General features: G+C 68.0%; 15 protein-coding genes. 6 read left to right on the forward strand and 9 right to left on the reverse strand.

Annotated features, from left to right (window positions below):
• Window positions 1-8: 8 nt before the first annotated feature.
• Window positions 9-2,210: a TonB-dependent receptor domain-containing protein gene (locus tag HAV18_RS33890; protein WP_166964637.1), complete on the reverse strand. Its 2,202-nt coding sequence runs from the start codon at window positions 2,208-2,210 to the stop codon at window positions 9-11.
• Between the two features lie 117 nt (window positions 2,211-2,327).
• Complete coding sequence (locus HAV18_RS33895; RefSeq protein WP_166964639.1) at window positions 2,328-3,299, reverse strand: helix-turn-helix transcriptional regulator; 972 nt, start codon at window positions 3,297-3,299, stop codon at window positions 2,328-2,330.
• A gap of 162 nt (window positions 3,300-3,461) precedes the next feature.
• Between HAV18_RS33895 and HAV18_RS33900 the strand changes: the two genes are divergently transcribed.
• The 5 genes from HAV18_RS33900 (at window position 3,462) to HAV18_RS33920 (ending at window position 8,449) form a co-directional block, all read left to right on the forward strand.
• Complete coding sequence (locus HAV18_RS33900) at window positions 3,462-4,583, forward strand: ABC transporter substrate-binding protein (protein WP_166964641.1); 1,122 nt, start codon at window positions 3,462-3,464, stop codon at window positions 4,581-4,583.
• Window positions 4,584-4,605: 22 nt separating this feature from the next.
• A complete protein-coding gene (locus tag HAV18_RS33905) occupies window positions 4,606-5,523 on the forward strand; it encodes an alpha/beta hydrolase (RefSeq protein WP_243771816.1) in 918 nt (305 codons plus the stop codon).
• Window positions 5,520-6,584: an iron ABC transporter permease gene (locus HAV18_RS33910; RefSeq protein ID WP_166964645.1), complete on the forward strand. Its 1,065-nt coding sequence runs from the start codon at window positions 5,520-5,522 to the stop codon at window positions 6,582-6,584. The genes HAV18_RS33905 and HAV18_RS33910 overlap by 4 nt, the downstream gene beginning before the upstream one ends.
• Entirely contained in the window at window positions 6,577-7,386 is an 810-nt protein-coding gene (locus tag HAV18_RS33915) for an ABC transporter ATP-binding protein (RefSeq protein ID WP_166964647.1), read from the forward strand. Before HAV18_RS33910 ends, HAV18_RS33915 begins: the two co-directional genes overlap by 8 nt.
• 487 nt (window positions 7,387-7,873) lie before the next feature.
• Window positions 7,874-8,449 carry a polysaccharide deacetylase family protein gene (locus HAV18_RS33920; protein ID WP_166964649.1) on the forward strand — a complete coding sequence of 192 codons (576 nt, stop codon included), beginning with the start codon at window positions 7,874-7,876 and terminating at the stop codon, window positions 8,447-8,449.
• 18 nt (window positions 8,450-8,467) lie between these two features.
• Here the strand turns inward: HAV18_RS33920 and HAV18_RS33925 are convergent, their stop codons facing one another.
• Window positions 8,468-9,463 (reverse strand): phosphotransferase, encoded by a 996-nt coding sequence (locus HAV18_RS33925; protein WP_208102226.1) that lies wholly within the window; start codon window positions 9,461-9,463, stop codon window positions 8,468-8,470.
• Between HAV18_RS33925 and HAV18_RS33930 the strand changes: the two genes are divergently transcribed.
• A complete protein-coding gene (locus HAV18_RS33930) occupies window positions 9,462-10,151 on the forward strand; it encodes a CmcI family methyltransferase (protein WP_166964651.1) in 690 nt (229 codons plus the stop codon). The two genes, HAV18_RS33925 and HAV18_RS33930, sit on opposite strands and share 2 nt — an antisense overlap.
• Here the strand turns inward: HAV18_RS33930 and HAV18_RS33935 are convergent.
• The 6 genes from HAV18_RS33935 to HAV18_RS33960 form a co-directional block, all read right to left on the reverse strand.
• Window positions 10,108-11,313, reverse strand: a complete 1,206-nt coding sequence (locus tag HAV18_RS33935; RefSeq protein ID WP_166964653.1) for a glycosyltransferase — start codon at window positions 11,311-11,313, stop codon at window positions 10,108-10,110. The two genes, HAV18_RS33930 and HAV18_RS33935, sit on opposite strands and share 44 nt — an antisense overlap.
• A 7-nt stretch (window positions 11,314-11,320) precedes the next feature.
• Complete coding sequence (locus tag HAV18_RS33940; RefSeq protein WP_166964655.1) at window positions 11,321-12,382, reverse strand: asparagine synthase-related protein; 1,062 nt, start codon at window positions 12,380-12,382, stop codon at window positions 11,321-11,323.
• Entirely contained in the window at window positions 12,379-13,257 is an 879-nt protein-coding gene (locus HAV18_RS33945; protein WP_166964657.1) for a 4Fe-4S cluster-binding domain-containing protein, read from the reverse strand. Before HAV18_RS33945 ends, HAV18_RS33940 begins: the two co-directional genes overlap by 4 nt.
• Before the next feature lies 1 nt (window position 13,258).
• Window positions 13,259-14,251: a phosphotransferase enzyme family protein gene (locus HAV18_RS33950; protein WP_166964659.1), complete on the reverse strand. Its 993-nt coding sequence runs from the start codon at window positions 14,249-14,251 to the stop codon at window positions 13,259-13,261.
• Window positions 14,252-15,001, reverse strand: coding sequence for an FkbM family methyltransferase (locus HAV18_RS33955; RefSeq protein WP_166964661.1), 750 nt, complete (start codon window positions 14,999-15,001; stop codon window positions 14,252-14,254).
• Window positions 15,002-15,257: 256 nt separating this feature from the next.
• Window positions 15,258-16,850 (reverse strand): ABC-F family ATPase, encoded by a 1,593-nt coding sequence (locus tag HAV18_RS33960; protein WP_166964663.1) that lies wholly within the window; start codon window positions 16,848-16,850, stop codon window positions 15,258-15,260.
• Between the last annotated feature and the right edge of the window lie 94 nt (window positions 16,851-16,944).

Genomic DNA, 16,944 nt, shown 5'->3' on the forward strand with positions numbered 1-16,944 from the left:
CCATGCCGTCACATTTCGGCGGTCAGACTCACCGCGATGCGGCGCCCCTGGTCGACGAGCCAGTTGCCGCTCAGCCCGGTCGTGCGTGTCCGATCGTCGATCGGCACCATCTTGTTGGTCAGGTTCAGCACCGCGAAATTGACGGAGAAACGCTTGTCGATCCGGTAACGGCCGCCGAGATCGAAGGTCGTCGTCGACGGCCGCTCGCGCACGCCCTGCGCGCCGTTGCGGAACGCGGCCCAGTATTCGCTGCCGATGTAGTTCGCCGTCGCGTAGAGGTCGAGCTTGGCCGTCGGCGTCCAGTCGACCTGCACGTTGAATTTGTGCTTCGGCGTCTTGTCGAGCGGATAGCCATCGAGCGAACTGCCGTTGAACGCCTTCTCGCCGCTACCCTCGCGGCGCGATTCGGTCAGCGTGTACGCGCCCGACACCTTCAGCGTGCGCGACAGCCGCGTGCCGGCGCCGATCTCCAGCCCGTACAACTTGACCTTGTCGATGTTGTCGTACACGTAGATGTTGCGGCCCGGCGAGCGCGGATCGGGCCTGCCCGTGTCGTAGCTCGCCACCTTGTTCTTGAACAGGTTGTTGAACAGCGTCAGGCCCGCATACGTGTCGCCCAGGTCGTAGCGCACGCCGAGTTCCTCGGTCAGGCTCGTTTCCGGCTTGAGGTCCGGATTGCCGCACAGCGTACCGGGCACCGCGCCCGCCGCACCGCCCGACGTCATGCAGTAGCCGGCCGTGCTCTGGCGCAGCGACGGCGGACGGAAGCCCGTCGATACGCCGCCGCGCACCGTCCACGCCTTGCTGAGCTGGTACACCCCGTAGATGCGCGGGCTGACGTGGCTGCCGTAGCGGTCGTCGTGGTCGAGCCGCACGCCGGTCGTCAGCGTGAAGCGGTCGTTGAAGAAATAGTCGTTTTCGCCGAACAACGCCCACGCGTTGCGCGTGACGCGATCCGCATTGGCGCCATGCCCTTTCGGCACCGCGTCCTGCACGCTGACGCCCGACAACCGCGACCAGATATGCTGGCCGCCCACGGTCAGGATGTTGCGCTCGCCCCACCACGGCACCGCGGCCTTGGCTTCGAGGATCGTGTCGGTCAGCGCGGGCTTCACCGGCGAACGCCCGGACGGCGTCCACTGGTCCTGCACACCACGCTCGCCGTACAGCGACACCGTCGTGTCGGCGAAGCCCCAGCGGCCGTCGTGCGTGATGCCCCAGTAATCGCGCACGTGCCGCGTCTCGGTCAGCGCCGACGCGGCCGTGCGCGGCGTGAGCGGCGCGGCGCTCTTGCCCGGCGTGCTGAGATAGGTGAGCTGCTCGCGCCCGATGTTGACGCTCACGTCCTGGTTACTTGCGGGCTTCGCCGACAGCTTCACATCGAAGCTGCCGATCCGCTGCCCGTTCGCCCCGCCCGTTCCGCTGTTCGGGTAGTAAATGTTGTCTTCCCCGCGATGCAGGAGACGACCCGACGCCTGCAACCCGAGCACATCGGATTTCAGCGGGCCGCCGAGCCAGAAGTCGACGCTCTGCGTGTCGCCCTGATCCGATTCGAGCTGCCACACGCTGCCGGCCGTGATCGTGCCGCCCCAGCGCTTCGGCACCTTGCGCGTGATCACGTTGATCACGCCGCCCATCGCGTCGGCGCCGTACAGCGACGACATCGGCCCGCGCACGACCTCGATCCGCTCGATCGCGGACAGCGGCGGCATCAGGTTCGACTGCACGCCGGCCGTGCCGCGGTTCATCGTTTCGCGCGTGTTCTGGCGGCGCCCGTCGACGAGGATCAGCGTGTACTCGCCCGGCATCCCGCGAATCGAGATGTCCTGGTCGTTCGGCGACGCGCCGACGACGCTCACCCCTTCGACGTTGGCAACGATCTCGGCGACCGACGTATACGGCTTCGCCGCGATGTCTTCGCGGCTGATCACCGAAATGCTCGCGGGCGCCTCGCGGATCGCCTGCTCGCGGCGGCTCGCCGTGACGACGATCTCCTTCAGCGTGGCCGGATCGGCGGCGGCCTCCGGCGGCGTGGCTTCGACCGGTTTGGCCGGCTTGCCCGGATCCTCCGGCCTGACGGCGACGGACGACGCGGCGACAGGCTCCGTCGCCCGGTCAGGCGTCTGCGCCCATGCGCACGACGCACCCATCAGATACAGGCCGGCAACGACGACCGGCTTCAATGCAAAGCTTGCGGCTTGATTCGACATGGTGGCGCTTTCTATGTTTCACAATGAGATTGATTCTCATTTGTATTGTGAAACATGTAAGCAGCCGAAATGTTTGCGTAAGCATCGAACTCGTTTGAGCGCCGCCGCCGGATGTCGTCAGCGTTGGTCGCTGCGCCGCGCAAGCGTGGGCGTGACGCCGAAGCGGCGCTTGTAGGCCGTCGCGAAATTCGCTGCACTCGTATAGCCGGCCAGTGCCGCGGCCTGCTTGACGCTCACCGCGTCGCGCTCGAGCGCGAGCCGCGCACGCTGCAGATGATGCTCGCGGACAAAGTCGAACACGGTCGTGCCGTAAGCCGCGCGGAACTGCCGCTGCATCGCGTTCGCGCTCATCCCGGCGTGCCGTGCGATGTCGTCGAGCGACAGTTCCTGCACTGCGTCGCTCGCGAGGAACGCGCGCAACTCGGCCATCCGGCGGAAGTCGCGCGAGCCGAGCGACGTGTCGGCCGCCTGCGCCGCGCCGGTCTCGAGCGGCGTGAACGCCTCCGCGAGCAGTTCGAGCACGCGGCTTTCGAGATAGATCGCCTGCAGCATCGGCTGATAGGCCGGCGGCCGCACGATCTGCTCGGCGAGCGCCGTCGCGCGCGGCGTCGGCTGCCAGAAGCGGATCGCGAGATGCGCGGACAGCATCGCATCGAGTGGTTGCGGCAGGACACCGCAGCTGGCCGCCTGCAGATGCCCGAGCCATTCGCCCGACATCGCGAGGCTCAGCCGCCGCGCGTACCCGCCCTTGCTGAGCCGCCGGCGGAACGTGTCCGGCTCGACCGCGTTGAGCAGGAACGACTGCATCCGCACCGCGGGCCGCGCGGCTTCACAGGGCGCGCGACCGGTGCGGCGCCCGTCCGTCGTCAGCACCACGCGCCGGTCGCCGTACGACACGTCGAGCGCGCCCTCGAGCAGCAGGACGAGATGCAGGCCCGGCGAACATTGTCCGGACATCACGGCGTCGAATTCGTCGGTGGCATCGTCCGAGTGGATCCGCAGCCCGGGCCGCACCTCGCGGATCTTCGCGACGTGTGCGTCGTGTCGATAGCGATCGGAATGGGAAGCGGCTGGCGTCAGCGCTGTCATGTCGTCATTACCCCCGCGCGCGGGCCGCTCGTGCCCGCGCAAACTATTCTGGTGTTCGATCAAACGGCCAATACCCCTGTCGCGGCTTCGGCTCGGTTACAATTAAATGCGAATGGTTCTCATTTATATCGTATCGGGAGTCGCGTGAAAAAGACAAGCGGAATGTGGTCGATGCTGGGGGTATGGCTGTGCAGTTGGCTCGTGATGCATGCCGCGCAGGCAGACACGACGATCGTCACCGACCTGGCCGGGCGCCAGGTCCGGATTCCTGCGCGCGTCGAGCGCGTGCTGCTCGGCGAGGGCCGCCTGCTGCCGGCGCTGGCGGTCGTCGACGGCGGCGATCCGGCCCGCCGGCTCGTCGGCATGATGGGCGATTTCGAGCAGCTCGATCCCGCCAGCTACGCACAATGGCTCGCACGCTTCCCGCGCCTGAAGGACGTGCCGCGCATCGGCCGCTCGCAATCGGGCAGCTTCAGCGACGAGCGCGCGCTCGCGCTGCGCCCGCAGGTCGCAATCTTCGGGCTCGGCGGCGGCCACGGCCCCGGCGAGCGCGACCGCGAAACGCTCGCGCGGCTCGAGGCGGCCGGCGTCGCGATCGTGTTCGTCGACTTCCGGCACGACCCGCTCGCCAACACACCGCGCAGCATCGCACTGCTCGGCCAGGTGCTTGGCTCGCCGCAGCGCGCGGCGGAATTCAACGCGTACTGGCAGCAGCAGCTCGACCTCGTCCGCACGCGGCTCGCGACCGCGCGCCCCGCTGCGCCGAGCGTATTCCTCGAAAGCCGCGTCGGCCTGTCGGGCGACTGCTGCGACACGATGACCGGCATGATGGGCCACCTGCTCGACGCCGCCGGCGGCAACAACGTCGCGAAAGGCCGTGTGCCCGGCGAGCACGGCACGCTGAACCCCGAATACCTGCTGAGCCGCCAGCCCGACTTCTACATCGGCACCGCGATCGGCTCGGTTCAGACGCTGCAAAGCGCTCCGCAGCGCATCGCACTCGGCGCCGGCGTGCCGCGCGACGCTGCCATCCGCTCGCTCGACCAGTCGCTGAAACGGCCGCAGATCGCGCCGCTGCGCGCAGTCCGCGAACGGCGCGCGTATGCGATCTGGCATCACTTCTACAACTCGCCGTTCAACGTCGTCGCCGTGCAGGCGATGGCCAAGTGGCTGCATCCCGCGCTGTTCGCCGATCTCGATCCACGCGCCACGTTCGACACGATGGTGCGACGCTTCCAGCCCGTTGCGCTGCAAGGCGAATACTGGGTGCAGGAGGGCTCCTGACATGCGGACGCCCGCCTCTTCCATGCGCCGCTCCCTGCTCGTCGCCGGATTGACCGGCCCGCTCGGCGCGCTCGCGCCCGCGCGCGCCGCCGAAGCGCCCGCGTGGCCCGGCCTCGACGCCGCGTCGCCCGTCGTCGTGCCGCATAGCCGCCAGTTCGACGTGACGATCGCCGGCCGCACGCGGCGCCTGTTCGTTGCATTGCCGACCGAGCGCTCCGGCACGACACCCCACCCGGTGCTCACCGTGCTCGACGGCAATGCGCTGTTCCCGCTCGCCGCGCAACTCGTCCGCAATCGCCGCGCCCGGCCGGACGGTGCGCGCGACGCCGAGGCCGTCGTGATCGGCATCGGCTATCCGGTCGACGGGCCCTACGACATGGCCGCGCGCGAGAGCGACTACACGCTTGCGCCAACGCCGGACGGCCGCGGCGGCGGCGCCGACCGTTTTCTCGACTTCATCGAGCACGACGTGCAGCCGTGGCTCGCCCGCCAGTTGCCGGTCGATCCCGAACGGCAGACGCTGTTCGGCCACTCGTACGGCGGCCTGCTGACGCTGTACGCGCTGCTCACGCGCGCACACCTGTTTCGGCGCTACGTGGCAGCGAGCCCGTCGATCTGGTGGGGCGAGCGCGCGCTGCTGCCCTATGCCGACCGGTTTGCCGCGCAAGCCGCCCCGCTCACGCCGCCGCTGCGCGTCCTCGTAACCGCCGGCAGTCTCGAGGAAGGCGCATCGACGCCCGACCCCGAGCGGATGCGCCGTCAGCAGGCGCGCAAGCAGATCAGCTCCGCCCGCGACTTCGTCGCGCGCGTGGGCGGCCGCCCGGGGCTCGACGCCGCGTTCCGCCTGATCGACGGCGAGGATCACGGCGGTGTCGTACCGCCGAGTCTCGCGCTCGCGTCGCGCATGGTGTTCGAGCCTGCGACCGGAGCGCCTGCATGAGCACGACGACACCCGTCACGCCCCCGTCGCTGCGGCTTCGCTACCGCGCCGTCACCGCGCGGCGCGTCGGCGCGCTGGCCGCACTTGCCTGCGTGCTCGTCGCGCTGCTCGTCATCGACATCTCGACCGGCCCGTCGCCGTTCCCGGTCGCCGACCTGATCGGCGGCCTGTTCCGGCCTGACGGCCTGCCGCTCGAACAGCGCGTGATTCTGTGGGACGTGCGCCTGCCTTACGCACTGATGGCCGTGCTGGTCGGTGCATCGCTCGGGTTCGCCGGCGCCGAAATGCAGACCGTGCTGAACAACCCGCTCGCGAGCCCGTTCACGCTCGGCATGTCGGCCGCCGCAAGCGTCGGCGCGTCGCTCGTCGTGATTTCCGGCTGGCATCTGGTGCTGTGGAACGAGAACATCGCGCTGTCGCTCGGTGCGTTCGCGTGCGCGAGCGGCGCCACGCTGCTGATCGTCTGGCTCGCCTGGCGGCACGGCGCGACGACCGAAACCGTCGTGCTGTTCGGCATCGGCCTGATGTTCAGCTTCGAGGCGCTGCTGTGGCTGCTGCAATTCATCGCCGACGCGAATGCGCTGCAGCAGATCGTGTTCTGGAGCATGGGCAGCCTCGCGCGCGCGACGTGGGGCAAGATCGCGCTGCTGACCTGCGTATTCGGCGCCTGCACGCTGTGGGCACGGTTCGACATCGCGTCGCTGACGGCGCTGCGCGCCGGCGACGAGCAGGCGCGCAGCATGGGCATCGCGGTCGAGCGGCTGCGGCTCGTCGCGCTCGCGCGCATCAGCCTGTTGTCCGCAACGGCGCTGTCGTTCGTCGGCACGATCGGCTTCGTCGGCCTCGTCGGGCCGCACGTCGCGCGGCTGCTGGTCGGCGACGAGCATCGCTACTACCTGCCGGGCGCGGCGCTCGCCGGCGCGATCATGCTGGCCGGCGCATCCGTGCTCAGCAAGACGCTGATTCCCGGCGTGACACTGCCGATCGGCATCATCACCGCGCTGGTCGGCGTGCCGATGTTCATGCTGCTCGTCAGCCGCCGCAGGAGGCTCGATGGCTGATCCGACGCTGCATCTCGACGCGCTGCGGGTACGCTACGGCACCCGGGCCGTATTCGACGGGCTGTCGCTCGCACCGGTCGAGCCGGGCACGATGGTCGGGCTGCTTGGGCCGAACGGCGTCGGCAAGTCGACGCTGCTGCGCGCGCTGGCCCGGCTCGCGACCGCGACCGGCCGCGCGGGTTTCGGCGGCTTCGACCTGCTGCGCGGGCCGCGCCGCGAACACATGCGGCAGGTCGGCTATCTGCCGCAGACCTTGCCGCAGCCGTCGTCACTGCTCGTGTACGAAGCCGTGCGCAGCGCGTTGCGCGCCACCTGCGGCGGCCTGTCCGACGCGGCGCGCGACCAGCGGTTGCAACAGGTATTCACGCGGCTGCGGCTGCACATGCTGGCGATGTCGCCGCTCGATCGCCTGTCGGGCGGCCAGCGGCAGATGGTCGGGCTCGCGCAGGTGCTCGTGCGCGCCACGCCGCTGCTGCTGCTCGACGAGCCGACCAGCGCGCTCGACCTGCGGTGGCAATTGCTCGCGCTGGAGGCTGTCAGCGACGCGGCCCGCCAGCGTGGCGCGATCGTGCTGGTCGCGATGCACGACCTGAATCTCGCGTCGCGTTTCTGCGACCGGCTCGTGTTGCTGGGCAGCGACGGACTCGTCGCGGACGGCGCGCCGGCCGACGTGCTGACGCCGTCGAACCTGCGGCACGCGTACCGCGTCGATGCGCGGGTCGAGCGCACGACATCGGGCGATTATGTCGCGCTGGCCGAGCGCGCGATTCCGGACGAGCCCGCGCTCGCGCACGACGCTTGAGCAACGCGACGCTCGAACGCAGGCGGTTTCGCGCGGCCGTCGCCGTGTCGCGCACGGCACGGCCGCGTTCGTGTTTCGGCACCTTTGTTCGCCTGTCGTCGTTTCCGCGCGCAGGCGCACCCTATGCTGCACGGATTTCCTTGGCTTTTGACGGTGCTCGCAATGCGGACGGAATGGACGCCAGGCAGCGGCTCGATCTGAAACTCGAGCGAATCCGACGTCGATTCAATTCAAACCTGACGACGCAGGCCCGGCAAGACCGTCAGGCGACGTTTGCCGGTCAGCGCGTCGACGCGCCGAACCGCACGCCGATCGCACGACAGGCCATCGAACGGCACGGGCGTGCCGTACGGACACGCTCGCCCGTGCGCCCCGCTCGCGGAGACGGGCGCGCGCGCCAGCGCCGTACCGACGGTCGTGCCCAGGCAGCCCGGCGTCGGATTGCGCTATCGTTCGGGTTCCACTCACACGGCGCATCACACACGCGATGTCAGTTCGCCTCAGTTTCGACGACGGCCCGGGCCCCTCGACGCCGGCCTTGCTCGACGTCCTGCGCGCCGCCTCGTGCAAAGCAACTTTCTTCCTGCTCGGCAAGAACCTGACGGGGGCGCTCGACGTCGCGGCGAGCATGGCGCGCGAAGGCCATCGCCTCGGCAACCATACTCATTCGCATGCGCGGCCGGGCACGCTATCGGACGACGCGCTGATCGACGAGATCGAGACGACCGACGCGCTGATCCGCGATGCCTATCGCCAGGCCGGCGTTCCCGCACCGGATGCGATCGCGCTGCGCCTGCCTTATGGACTGATGCCGCAGGACCCTCGCGCCGGCGTGCTTGCGCGGCTGCAGCGCGAACATACCGGCTGGACCGCGATACTGGACGACTGGCAGCGGCCGGCGCCGTCGCCGCAGGCGCTGTGCGACGCGATGTGCGCCCATGTCGACGCCAGCACGGCACGGCAGCGCGACGTGCTGTTCTGCATGCACGACGGCTCGCGGCACGGCGAGGCGCGGCCCAACACAGTCGAAGCCATACGCCTGTTCCTGAACCGGCCGCGCTGACACCGCAGCCGGCTCGCGTCAGGGCGCCGCACCATCCAGCAACTGCCACCAGCCGCCGAGAAAGCCGATACCGGGCCCCGGCGCCCACAGGCCGCGCTGCGCGGCTTCGAGATGAATCAGCGTCTGGTCCGCGCAGAACAGCACCATCAGCGCGTCGCGGCGATCCTGCATCCAGTCCGGCGCGGCATCGGGCCGCGTCGCCGCATAGGCCCGCAGGCCGGCGTCCCAGCGCCGCGCGTCGAATACGAAGCGATCGTCCCGGCCCGCATCGCGCGACAGCGCAAACAGCGCAAAGGCCGCTTCGAGCCACTGCGCGCCCTGCCCGACATCGTCGAAATCGAGCACGCCGTTCACGGCGCCTCCCACGTACAACAGGTTTCCCGCGTGATAGTCGCCGTGCAGCCAGTGCACCGTCCCCGTCAGCCAGCGTGCGGTAGCGTCGAGATGGGCACCGATCCGATGGATCACCGTCTCGTAGTGGCCGCTCAAGTCGCCCGGCAACGACGGCGCGGCACGCGCCGCTACGCGCGCGTGCCGTGCCGACAACCAGGCCAGCGGCGCCGATTCGGTCGCGGGTATCGCCGCCAGCGCCGCATGCAGATGCGCGAGCGCGCGCATCGCGTCGATCGCGCCCGCCTCCGCATCGTCCGGCAGGCCGGGACTGCCGTCGATATGCTCGAACAGATGCAGCCAGCTTCCATCGGGCAGTTGCACTCCGGATCGTGCGTCCACGGTCGGCCGCAGGCGCGGCAGCACCGGCAGCATGGGCGCCGTACGCGGATGGCCGAGATCGCCGAGACGGCCGAGTATCGCCGCCTCGCGATCCACCTGCTCGACCGGCTTGCCGGGCCACGACACGCGCAGCACCGCGCGCGCCGCATCGCACTCGACGAGATACGTTTTGTTAGTATGGCCCGACGCCAGCGCCTGCATGCTCGCAGGCCCGATGTTCCAGTACCGGTGAAGCCACGGTTCCAGCGTTTTCACGTCACTCCTACTCGTTGCATTGACCATGTCAGAGCGTCCTTCGGCCCGCATGCGGGACATCAATATCGAATGGCTGACGCGCGCCGCCGAATTCGACCATCTGTTCCAGACGCGCTGGCTCGGCGAGCGCTTCTTCCACTTGCCCGGCGACATGCTCGCGCTCCAGGAACTGATCTGGCGCGAGCGTCCCGACTGCATCGTGCAGACCGGCATCGCGGCGGGCGGCGGGGTCGTGTTCACCGCGTCGATGCTGGAATTGGCGGGCAACAGCGGCCGCGTCATCGCGATCGAGCCGCGCCTGCGCGACGAGGTCAGGCAGCGCCTGCAATCGCACCGGCTCGCCCACCGCATGACGCTGATCGAAGGCGAATCGTGCGCGGCCGACACCCTTGCCTCGGTGCGCGCACATCTGCGTGACGATGCACGCGTGATGGCGATCCTCGACCTCACGCATACCCACGCGCACGTGCTGCGCGAACTCGAATGCTATGCGCCACTCGTGACGCCCGGCAGCTACGCGATCGTGATGGATACCATCATGGAGTACCTGCCCGCGTCGATGTTCGACGGCAAACCGTACGGCAAAGGCAATAACCCGGCCACCGCCGTGCGTGAATATCTCGACCGCGACGGCCGGTTCGAGGTCGACTACGACATCGAAGACCGCGTACTCATGACGCTGTCGCCAGGCGGTTTCCTGAAGCGAGTGCGCTGATCAGGCGCGCCGCCTCCTCAGAGCCGTCGCGCGCGTAGCTCGCGCGGATCCGCGCCGCCTGCTCGCGCAACGAACCGGGACGCAACAGGCATTCGAGCGCATCGGCAATGTCCGCCACGCCGGCCTGCTGCAGATCCAGCACGCGCGCCGCGCCGGCCCGCTCGACGAAGTGCGCCGAATGGAACTGGTCGTTGCAGAACGGCGACAGCAACATCGGCACGCCGCATGCAAGCGACTCCATCACCGAATTCGCGCCGCCATGACTGACGAACGCGTGCGTGCGTCGCAGCAGCGCCAGTTGCGGCACGTAACGCACCGAGACGACGCGTTCGTCGTCGGCCGGCAGCAGATCCGAGTCGACCAGTTCGCCCACCGACAACACCAGTTGCGCGGACGTTGCGCTTGTCGCCTCGATGACTTTCGCGAACACATCGGGATGGTAGTAAAGCTGGCTGCCGAGCGACATGTAGACGAGCGGACGATCGGCATCGAGGCGTTCCCACGGGAACGGCGTCTCGTCGCCACGCGGGCCGGACGGCAGCGCGGGGCCGACCAGTTCGACACCGGGCGGCGGCGCGCCGACCAGCGCGTCGGTGGTGAACGCGAGCGTCAGATGCGGCGACAGGATGTCGCAACCGCGAAAGCGCGCATCGAGCCCGTAGCGCGCGAACAATCGTGTGCGTTCCGGCTCAAGCCACCGCACCGTGCGCAGCAATTCGGAGTCGAGATCGTCCGGCAGCACCGGATTCAGCGAATTCGACATCGCCACCCACGGCAGCCCTTCCAGCTCGGCGGCAATCGCTGCCGCATAGAGCAGCGGATCGATCACGACCACGTCGGGCTGCCAGTCGCGCAGCACCGCGCGGATGCCGTCCACCTGCGCGGGCGCGAGATCGATCAGCAGCGTGCGGATCCAGTGCCGCAGCCAGTCCGCGTCGCGAATGTTCGCGGCGAAGCTCGCGCCGCGCGACAGGTCGTGGCGCTCGGGTGTCTCGCGCGGCCCGACGAACGCGAAGCCGCCGGCGCCGTCGAGCTGGGCGCTGATATCGGCCGGCGCATAGAACGCGACGTCGCAACCGGCGGCGCGCAAATGCTGGGCCGGGCCGATGCACGGATTGACGTGCCCTTTCTCGGGCACCACGCAGAACAGGATGCGTTTCATGAGCGATTCAGGTGGGGCGATGCGCGGCATCGAGGTGGTCGAAATGATCGAGGATCAGCGACAGCGTCGTCCACAGCACGCGTTCGTTGTCCGTCTGCAGCGTGGGCGCGGCCAGACCGAGCGTATCGGCCAGCGCGCGCGTACGATCGCGATCGAGCAGCGCCGCGAGGTCCATCGCCGGCGCGAGCCGCCCGCGCTTGGGACCGCGCACGAGGCGGTCCGGCAGGTTCAGGCGCGCACCGAGATCGCGCAGGCATTGCTTGTCCGGATCGGGCGCGATGCTCGTCAGGTGCGCGACGACGGCATCGTCGACGAACGGCGGATGCAGGTCGACCGACGCCGCATCGAACAACGCATGGCACAGCGGCAGATAGTTGGCCGACCGGTCGCGGCGCAGCACCTGGTCCGCGCCGTCGCCGGTGATGGCCACCTCGACGCCGTCCGCGGCCATCGCCTCGGCCAGCAGCAGCTTCGCGACCGGATGCAGGTTGAACATCGGCTCTTCGACCGCATGGGTCGTTCTCGGCAGCGCCGCGACGAAGTCCGCCTCGTTCACGCGCACGAGCTTCACGTTCGCCTGCATCTGTCCGGCCAGTTCGAGTGCGGCATCGCGTTCGCAATAATCCGGCATGTCGGTCACGAGAATGTAGGACGTCACGTGCCGCTGCGCGTCGAGTTCGCGCAGCAACGCAAGCAGCAACGCCGAATCGAGCCCGCCGCTCAACGCCAGCGCAACGCGCTTGCCGCTGTCGAGCGCGCGTTGCAGCGACGCGCGCAGCACGGTTTCCAGATCGGCGTGCCGCGGCTGCCCAGGTGCCGGCTGGACGGTCAGCCCGTGCGGCGAACGGATCAGCGCGTGACCGGGCGGCACCGCGCGCACGTCGCGCAGCACGGTGCGGCCGACCAGACGCTCGCCGCTGAGGTAGCCCGCGATGGCCGCCGCGTCCGGCTCGCCGGCCGGTTGCCCCGACGCGTGCAGGACGGCCCGGATGCCGGACGCCGCCGTGCCGCTGCGTGGATGGTAGTGAAGCCGGTCGAAGCCGAACAGGTCGCGCGTGCCGACGATCATGGATAACGAGCCTTCAATGAGTCCACTTCAATGCGTTTGAGGATGCGATGCGGCGCCACCGGCGCGCTGCCGCCCTGGCAATGCAGGCACGCTTCGAGTGGCGCCTCGCGTTGCAGATAGGCGAGCATCGCGTCGAGCATGTCCGCGTCGTCGCGCAGCGGCAGGCCGTCGGATTGAAAATCCTTCTCGCCCTTGTAGAGCGTATGGAAATGCGCCGGACGCGTGCACGTGTAGAACATGCCGTCGCGAATCATATGGCAGCGCTCGCGAATCCAGCAATCGTGATAAAGGCGCTGCGCGGCGTCGCGGTCGGTGCCGGGCTGCGCGCGGTTCATCGTCGTGAACACGTCCTGCACCTTCCAGTTCAGGCGCACGTCGAAGCGCGCGGCCTGGTGCTCGATGTGCGCGACCAGGTCGGGTGAAAGCGACGGCTTCGGATAGCGCGAGATCGTCAGCGCATCCACCGCCTGCCAGAACGCGTCCGTCATCTCGCCGAGCTTCAGGCCGTTCGTCGTGACGGAGATCACGGGCGCGATGCCCGTGTCGCGCACGCGCCGGACAAGTTCGACGAGCGCCGGATGCAGCAACGGTTCCCCGCCGACCAGCTTGAACATGCGCGGGCGCAGTACCTTCGCCGCACGGCGCAGATCGGCCTCGAGCGATTCCGGGCTCGCGTACCACTCGGGCAGAAGCGGCGACAGCGAGCAGCATTCCGCGCACGTCAGGTTGCAGTGGTCGACGATATGCGCTTCCAGCGAGCGCGTCAGGACGCGCCCGTCTTCGACACGGTAATCGCGGTCCAGCGGCGGCGGAAACACGTGCTGCCGCTCGCCCGGCGGCGTCGGATTCGAGATCCGGTTCAGATTCGCATTCACTTCAGCGTCCTGCTTCCAGGCAACGGGAAAAGAAATCGACCAGGCGCTCGCGCGCATCCACCATCGCGGATGCCATCGTCACCGCGCCGTTCAGATGCGACGCGAAACGCGACGGCTCGTCGAGCCAGCCTTGCACGATCCAGAGCTTCAGCGCGTGCTGCAGACACGCGGCATCGACCGCCCAGGCAATGCGCGCAGGATCGACCGGCCGGGTCCGCCGATATGCCCGCACGAACGCTTCCGCCAGGTGCGGCGCCTCCAGCGGCAGATGGTTCAGGCAACGCACCAGTTCGTATTCGCGCGGCGCGCCGATCGCCGCTTCCCAGTCGAGGATGAGCGGCGGCAGCGTGCCCGTGAACAGATAGTTGAACTGGTTGTAGTCGTTGTGGACCGGGTGCTGCGGATCGTCGGCGGGAAACGCGTCGATGCTGCCCGGATAGTAGCGGTCGAGCATGCGCAGCGCGAGATCGACGTAGCGGCGCAGGTTCCCGGCGCCGTCGTTCGAGCGCGCGCGATCCAGTGCGTCCAGCAGGCTGCGGCGCACCCCATCCGCGTCGATCGCGGCCAGTCGTGCGCGGATCGTGTCGAGCTGCGGCAGATGCAGCCGCTCGAGGCTCAGATGCAACGCCGCCAGGCTCGCGCCCAGCGCATCCCATTCGGCCGGCGAAAACGTGTCGTAGGTTCTAAACTGCCCGGTTTCCCAGCGCGTGAGCATCGCGTGGGCGTTGGACCCCGTCCACAGCGGCGCGCCGGCCGCCGTGCGTTTCAGCGCCTGCACATGGAAACGCGCATCGCCGTGCGTCTCGAAGTGCGCGAGCACCGCGGCTTCCTTCGCCGCACGCGCCTGGTGCGCGAGCGCGTAGAGCTTGACCGCTACGCCGCCGTCATCGGTCGGCAGGTGCCACACGCGTTCGCCGACCTGGCGCGGCGGCCCGCTACGACCGAGCGCGTAGGCGTTCAGGATCTCGTCGAAGGTCGCGGCGAGCGGGTCCATTCAGATGTGCTCGGCCGGCCCGTATCGATACGGATGCCCGCTCAGGAACGTGTTGTGCCCGACGTAGCGTACCTTGTACATCGCCGGGCGGAACAGCACCGATGGATCGTTGTTCGCGATGCCGAGCAGCGGATACAGGTCTTGCCGCACGAAGAATGCGTTGTTGCCCATGTCGTCGCAGCAGACGAGTTCATAGCCCTTCTGCCTGCCGAGATGGACGAGCGATTCGAGGCTCGCGCCGTAATAGGTCGAGCCGTCCCATTCGTGGTCCGGGTTGAAGCACATGACCCAACGCTCGGGCGGCGTGTAGTACGGGTTGTATTCGATCACGACGATGCGTGGCTCGAACGCTTGCAGGCCGCGCCAGACCCAGTAGTCGTTGCCGTCGATGTCGATCGACAGCAGGTCGAAGTCGGTCGGCGTATTCGCATCGGCAAGCAGGCGATCGACCGTGTCGGGCTGGACGCGATCGTGATGCAGGCGGACGCGCTCCGCGCCCGCGTAGTGGCCGGCGAGCTTGCCGAACCGGTACGCGCTGCCTTCCACCAGCACGCCGGCCCAATCCTGTTCGCGCAACAGCCGGGCGGTGTTGCTGTTGCGCAGGCCGTCGCTCGCGCCGATATCGACGCAAAACCGGTTGACCGGCGCGACCCGCTCCATCAGGCGCGACAGGATGCCCTCCTCGGTGCCCTGCGCGTACAGGCTTTGCGCGAGGCCGGACAGGTCGAGCGGGCGAGGTTGGTCCGGCATCGGGGGACGGCTCCGGGTCGAAATGGGGAATGATGATTGGCGTTCGGTGGGTAATTTACCCGAAGTCGATTCGCGGGAGGAAACTGGAATGCACGACGCTGCCGGACTTCGCTGCAAGCGGACATGAAAAAGCCCGCATCGACAACGCTGTCGATGCGGGCCTGATGTACTTCCGGCGGTTCGCTCCGGGGGTCCGGCTGGGGGTACTGCCTACCAGCCTAGCCGGGACACATGACCGGACGACGCCTCAGCACACTTACTCCTGCCCCTGGCTCGTCAGGAATTCCTCGTAGTTACCGCCGAAGTCGAACAGCGTGCTGTCCGTCCGCACTTCGATGATCCGGTTCGCCAGCCCGCTCACGAATTCGCGGTCGTGGGACACGAAAATCAGCGTGCCTTCGAACTGTTCGAGCGCGATCTGCAGCGACTCGATCGACTCCATGTCCATGTGGTTGGTCGGCTCGTCCATCAGCAGCACGTTGTGGCGGCCGAGCATCAGCTTGCCCCAGATCATGCGGCCCTTCTCGCCGCCCGACAGCACCTTCACCGACTTCTTGATGTCGTCCGACGAGAACAGCAGGCGGCCCAGCGTGCCGCGCACCATCGTTTCATCGTCGCCGTCCTTGCGGTACTGGTCGATCCAGTCCATCAGCGTGATGTCGTTCGGGAACTCCTCGTACGTGTCCTGCGGCATGTAGCCGACATTCGCGTTCTCGGACCACTTCACCGTGCCGTGTTCGAGCGCGAGCGCGCCGAGCAGCGAACGCAGCAGCGTCGTCTTGCCTGCACCGTTCTCGCCGATGATCGCGATGCGCTCGCCCGGCTGCACCGACAGGTTGAAGTTCTGGAAGATCGTACGCTCGTACTTCTTCGTGATGTCTTCAGCCACCACCGCGACGTTGTGCAGCTTCTTCTCGAACTCGAAACGGATGAACGGGTTCTGGCGCGACGACGGCTTGAATTCCTCGATCTTGATCTTGTCGATCTGCTTCGCGCGGCTCGTTGCCTGGCGGGCCTTCGACTTGTTCGCCGAGAAGCGGCGCACGAAGTCCTGCAGTTCGGCCACGCGTTCCTTCGCACGCGTGTTCGCCGCGGCCTGGCGCTCGCGCGCCTGTGCCGATGCGAGCATGTAGTCGTCGTAGTTGCCCGGCCAGACCTTCAGCGTGCCGAAGTCCATGTCGGCCATGTGCGTGCACACCGAGTTCAGGAAGTGACGATCGTGCGAAATGATGATCATCGTCGAGTTGTACTCATTGAGCGTCTGCTCGAGCCAACGGATCGAATTGATGTCGAGGTTGTTGGTCGGTTCGTCGAGCAGCAGCACGTCCGGCTTCGAGAACAGCGCCTGCGCGAGCAGCACGCGCAGCTTCCAGCCCGGCGCGACGTCGCTCATCGTGCCGGTGTGGAACTTCTCCTCGATGCCGATGCCGAGCAGCAGCGCGCCTGCGCGCGCTTCGGCGTCGTAGCCGCCGTATTCGGCGAACTTGCCTTCGAGCTCGGCGGCGTGCATGTAGTCGTCGTCGGTGGCTTCGGGGTTCGCGTAGATCGCGTCACGCTCGGTCATCGCGGCCCACATTTCGGTGTGGCCCATCATGACGACGTCGAGCACGCGCACGTCTTCGTACGCGAACTGGTCCTGGCGCAGCTTGCCCAGGCGGACGTTCGGCTCCAGCGCGACGTTGCCGGCGCTCGGCTCGAGGTCGCTGCCGAGGATCTTCATGAACGTCGACTTGCCACAGCCGTTCGCGCCGATCAGACCATAGCGGTTGCCCTCGCCGAATTTGACCGAGATATTCTCGAACAGGGGCTTTGGCCCGAATTGCATCGTGATGTTGGCAGTAGAAAGCACGGCAGGTCCCGTTAAAGGATAAATCGACGGAAAACCGTGTATTTTAGCAGGTGTCGGAGAAACTGCCGACCACGCCGTTCCCGCAGCGCATTCC

It is taken from the genome of Burkholderia sp. D-99 (genome assembly GCF_011605345.1).
Classification (GTDB): domain Bacteria; phylum Pseudomonadota; class Gammaproteobacteria; order Burkholderiales; family Burkholderiaceae; genus Burkholderia.

What these genes read in the sequence shown, in the direction of transcription:
- HAV18_RS33890 (WP_166964637.1), bottom strand. Translation starts at nt 2,210, where the DNA reads ATGTCGAATCAAGCCGCAAGCTTTGCATTGAAGCCGGTCGTCGTTGCC.
- HAV18_RS33895 (WP_166964639.1), bottom strand. Translation starts at nt 3,299, where the DNA reads ATGACAGCGCTGACGCCAGCCGCTTCCCATTCCGATCGCTATCGACAC.
- HAV18_RS33900 (WP_166964641.1), top strand. Translation starts at nt 3,462, where the DNA reads ATGTGGTCGATGCTGGGGGTATGGCTGTGCAGTTGGCTCGTGATGCAT.
- HAV18_RS33905 (WP_243771816.1), top strand. Translation starts at nt 4,606, where the DNA reads ATGCGCCGCTCCCTGCTCGTCGCCGGATTGACCGGCCCGCTCGGCGCG.
- HAV18_RS33910 (WP_166964645.1), top strand. Translation starts at nt 5,520, where the DNA reads ATGAGCACGACGACACCCGTCACGCCCCCGTCGCTGCGGCTTCGCTAC.
- HAV18_RS33915 (WP_166964647.1), top strand. Translation starts at nt 6,577, where the DNA reads ATGGCTGATCCGACGCTGCATCTCGACGCGCTGCGGGTACGCTACGGC.
- HAV18_RS33920 (WP_166964649.1), top strand. Translation starts at nt 7,874, where the DNA reads ATGTCAGTTCGCCTCAGTTTCGACGACGGCCCGGGCCCCTCGACGCCG.
- HAV18_RS33930 (WP_166964651.1), top strand. Translation starts at nt 9,462, where the DNA reads ATGTCAGAGCGTCCTTCGGCCCGCATGCGGGACATCAATATCGAATGG.
- HAV18_RS33925 (WP_208102226.1), bottom strand. Translation starts at nt 9,463, where the DNA reads ATGGTCAATGCAACGAGTAGGAGTGACGTGAAAACGCTGGAACCGTGG.
- HAV18_RS33935 (WP_166964653.1), bottom strand. Translation starts at nt 11,313, where the DNA reads ATGAAACGCATCCTGTTCTGCGTGGTGCCCGAGAAAGGGCACGTCAAT.
- HAV18_RS33940 (WP_166964655.1), bottom strand. Translation starts at nt 12,382, where the DNA reads ATGATCGTCGGCACGCGCGACCTGTTCGGCTTCGACCGGCTTCACTAC.
- HAV18_RS33950 (WP_166964659.1), bottom strand. Translation starts at nt 14,251, where the DNA reads ATGGACCCGCTCGCCGCGACCTTCGACGAGATCCTGAACGCCTACGCG.
- HAV18_RS33955 (WP_166964661.1), bottom strand. Translation starts at nt 15,001, where the DNA reads ATGCCGGACCAACCTCGCCCGCTCGACCTGTCCGGCCTCGCGCAAAGC.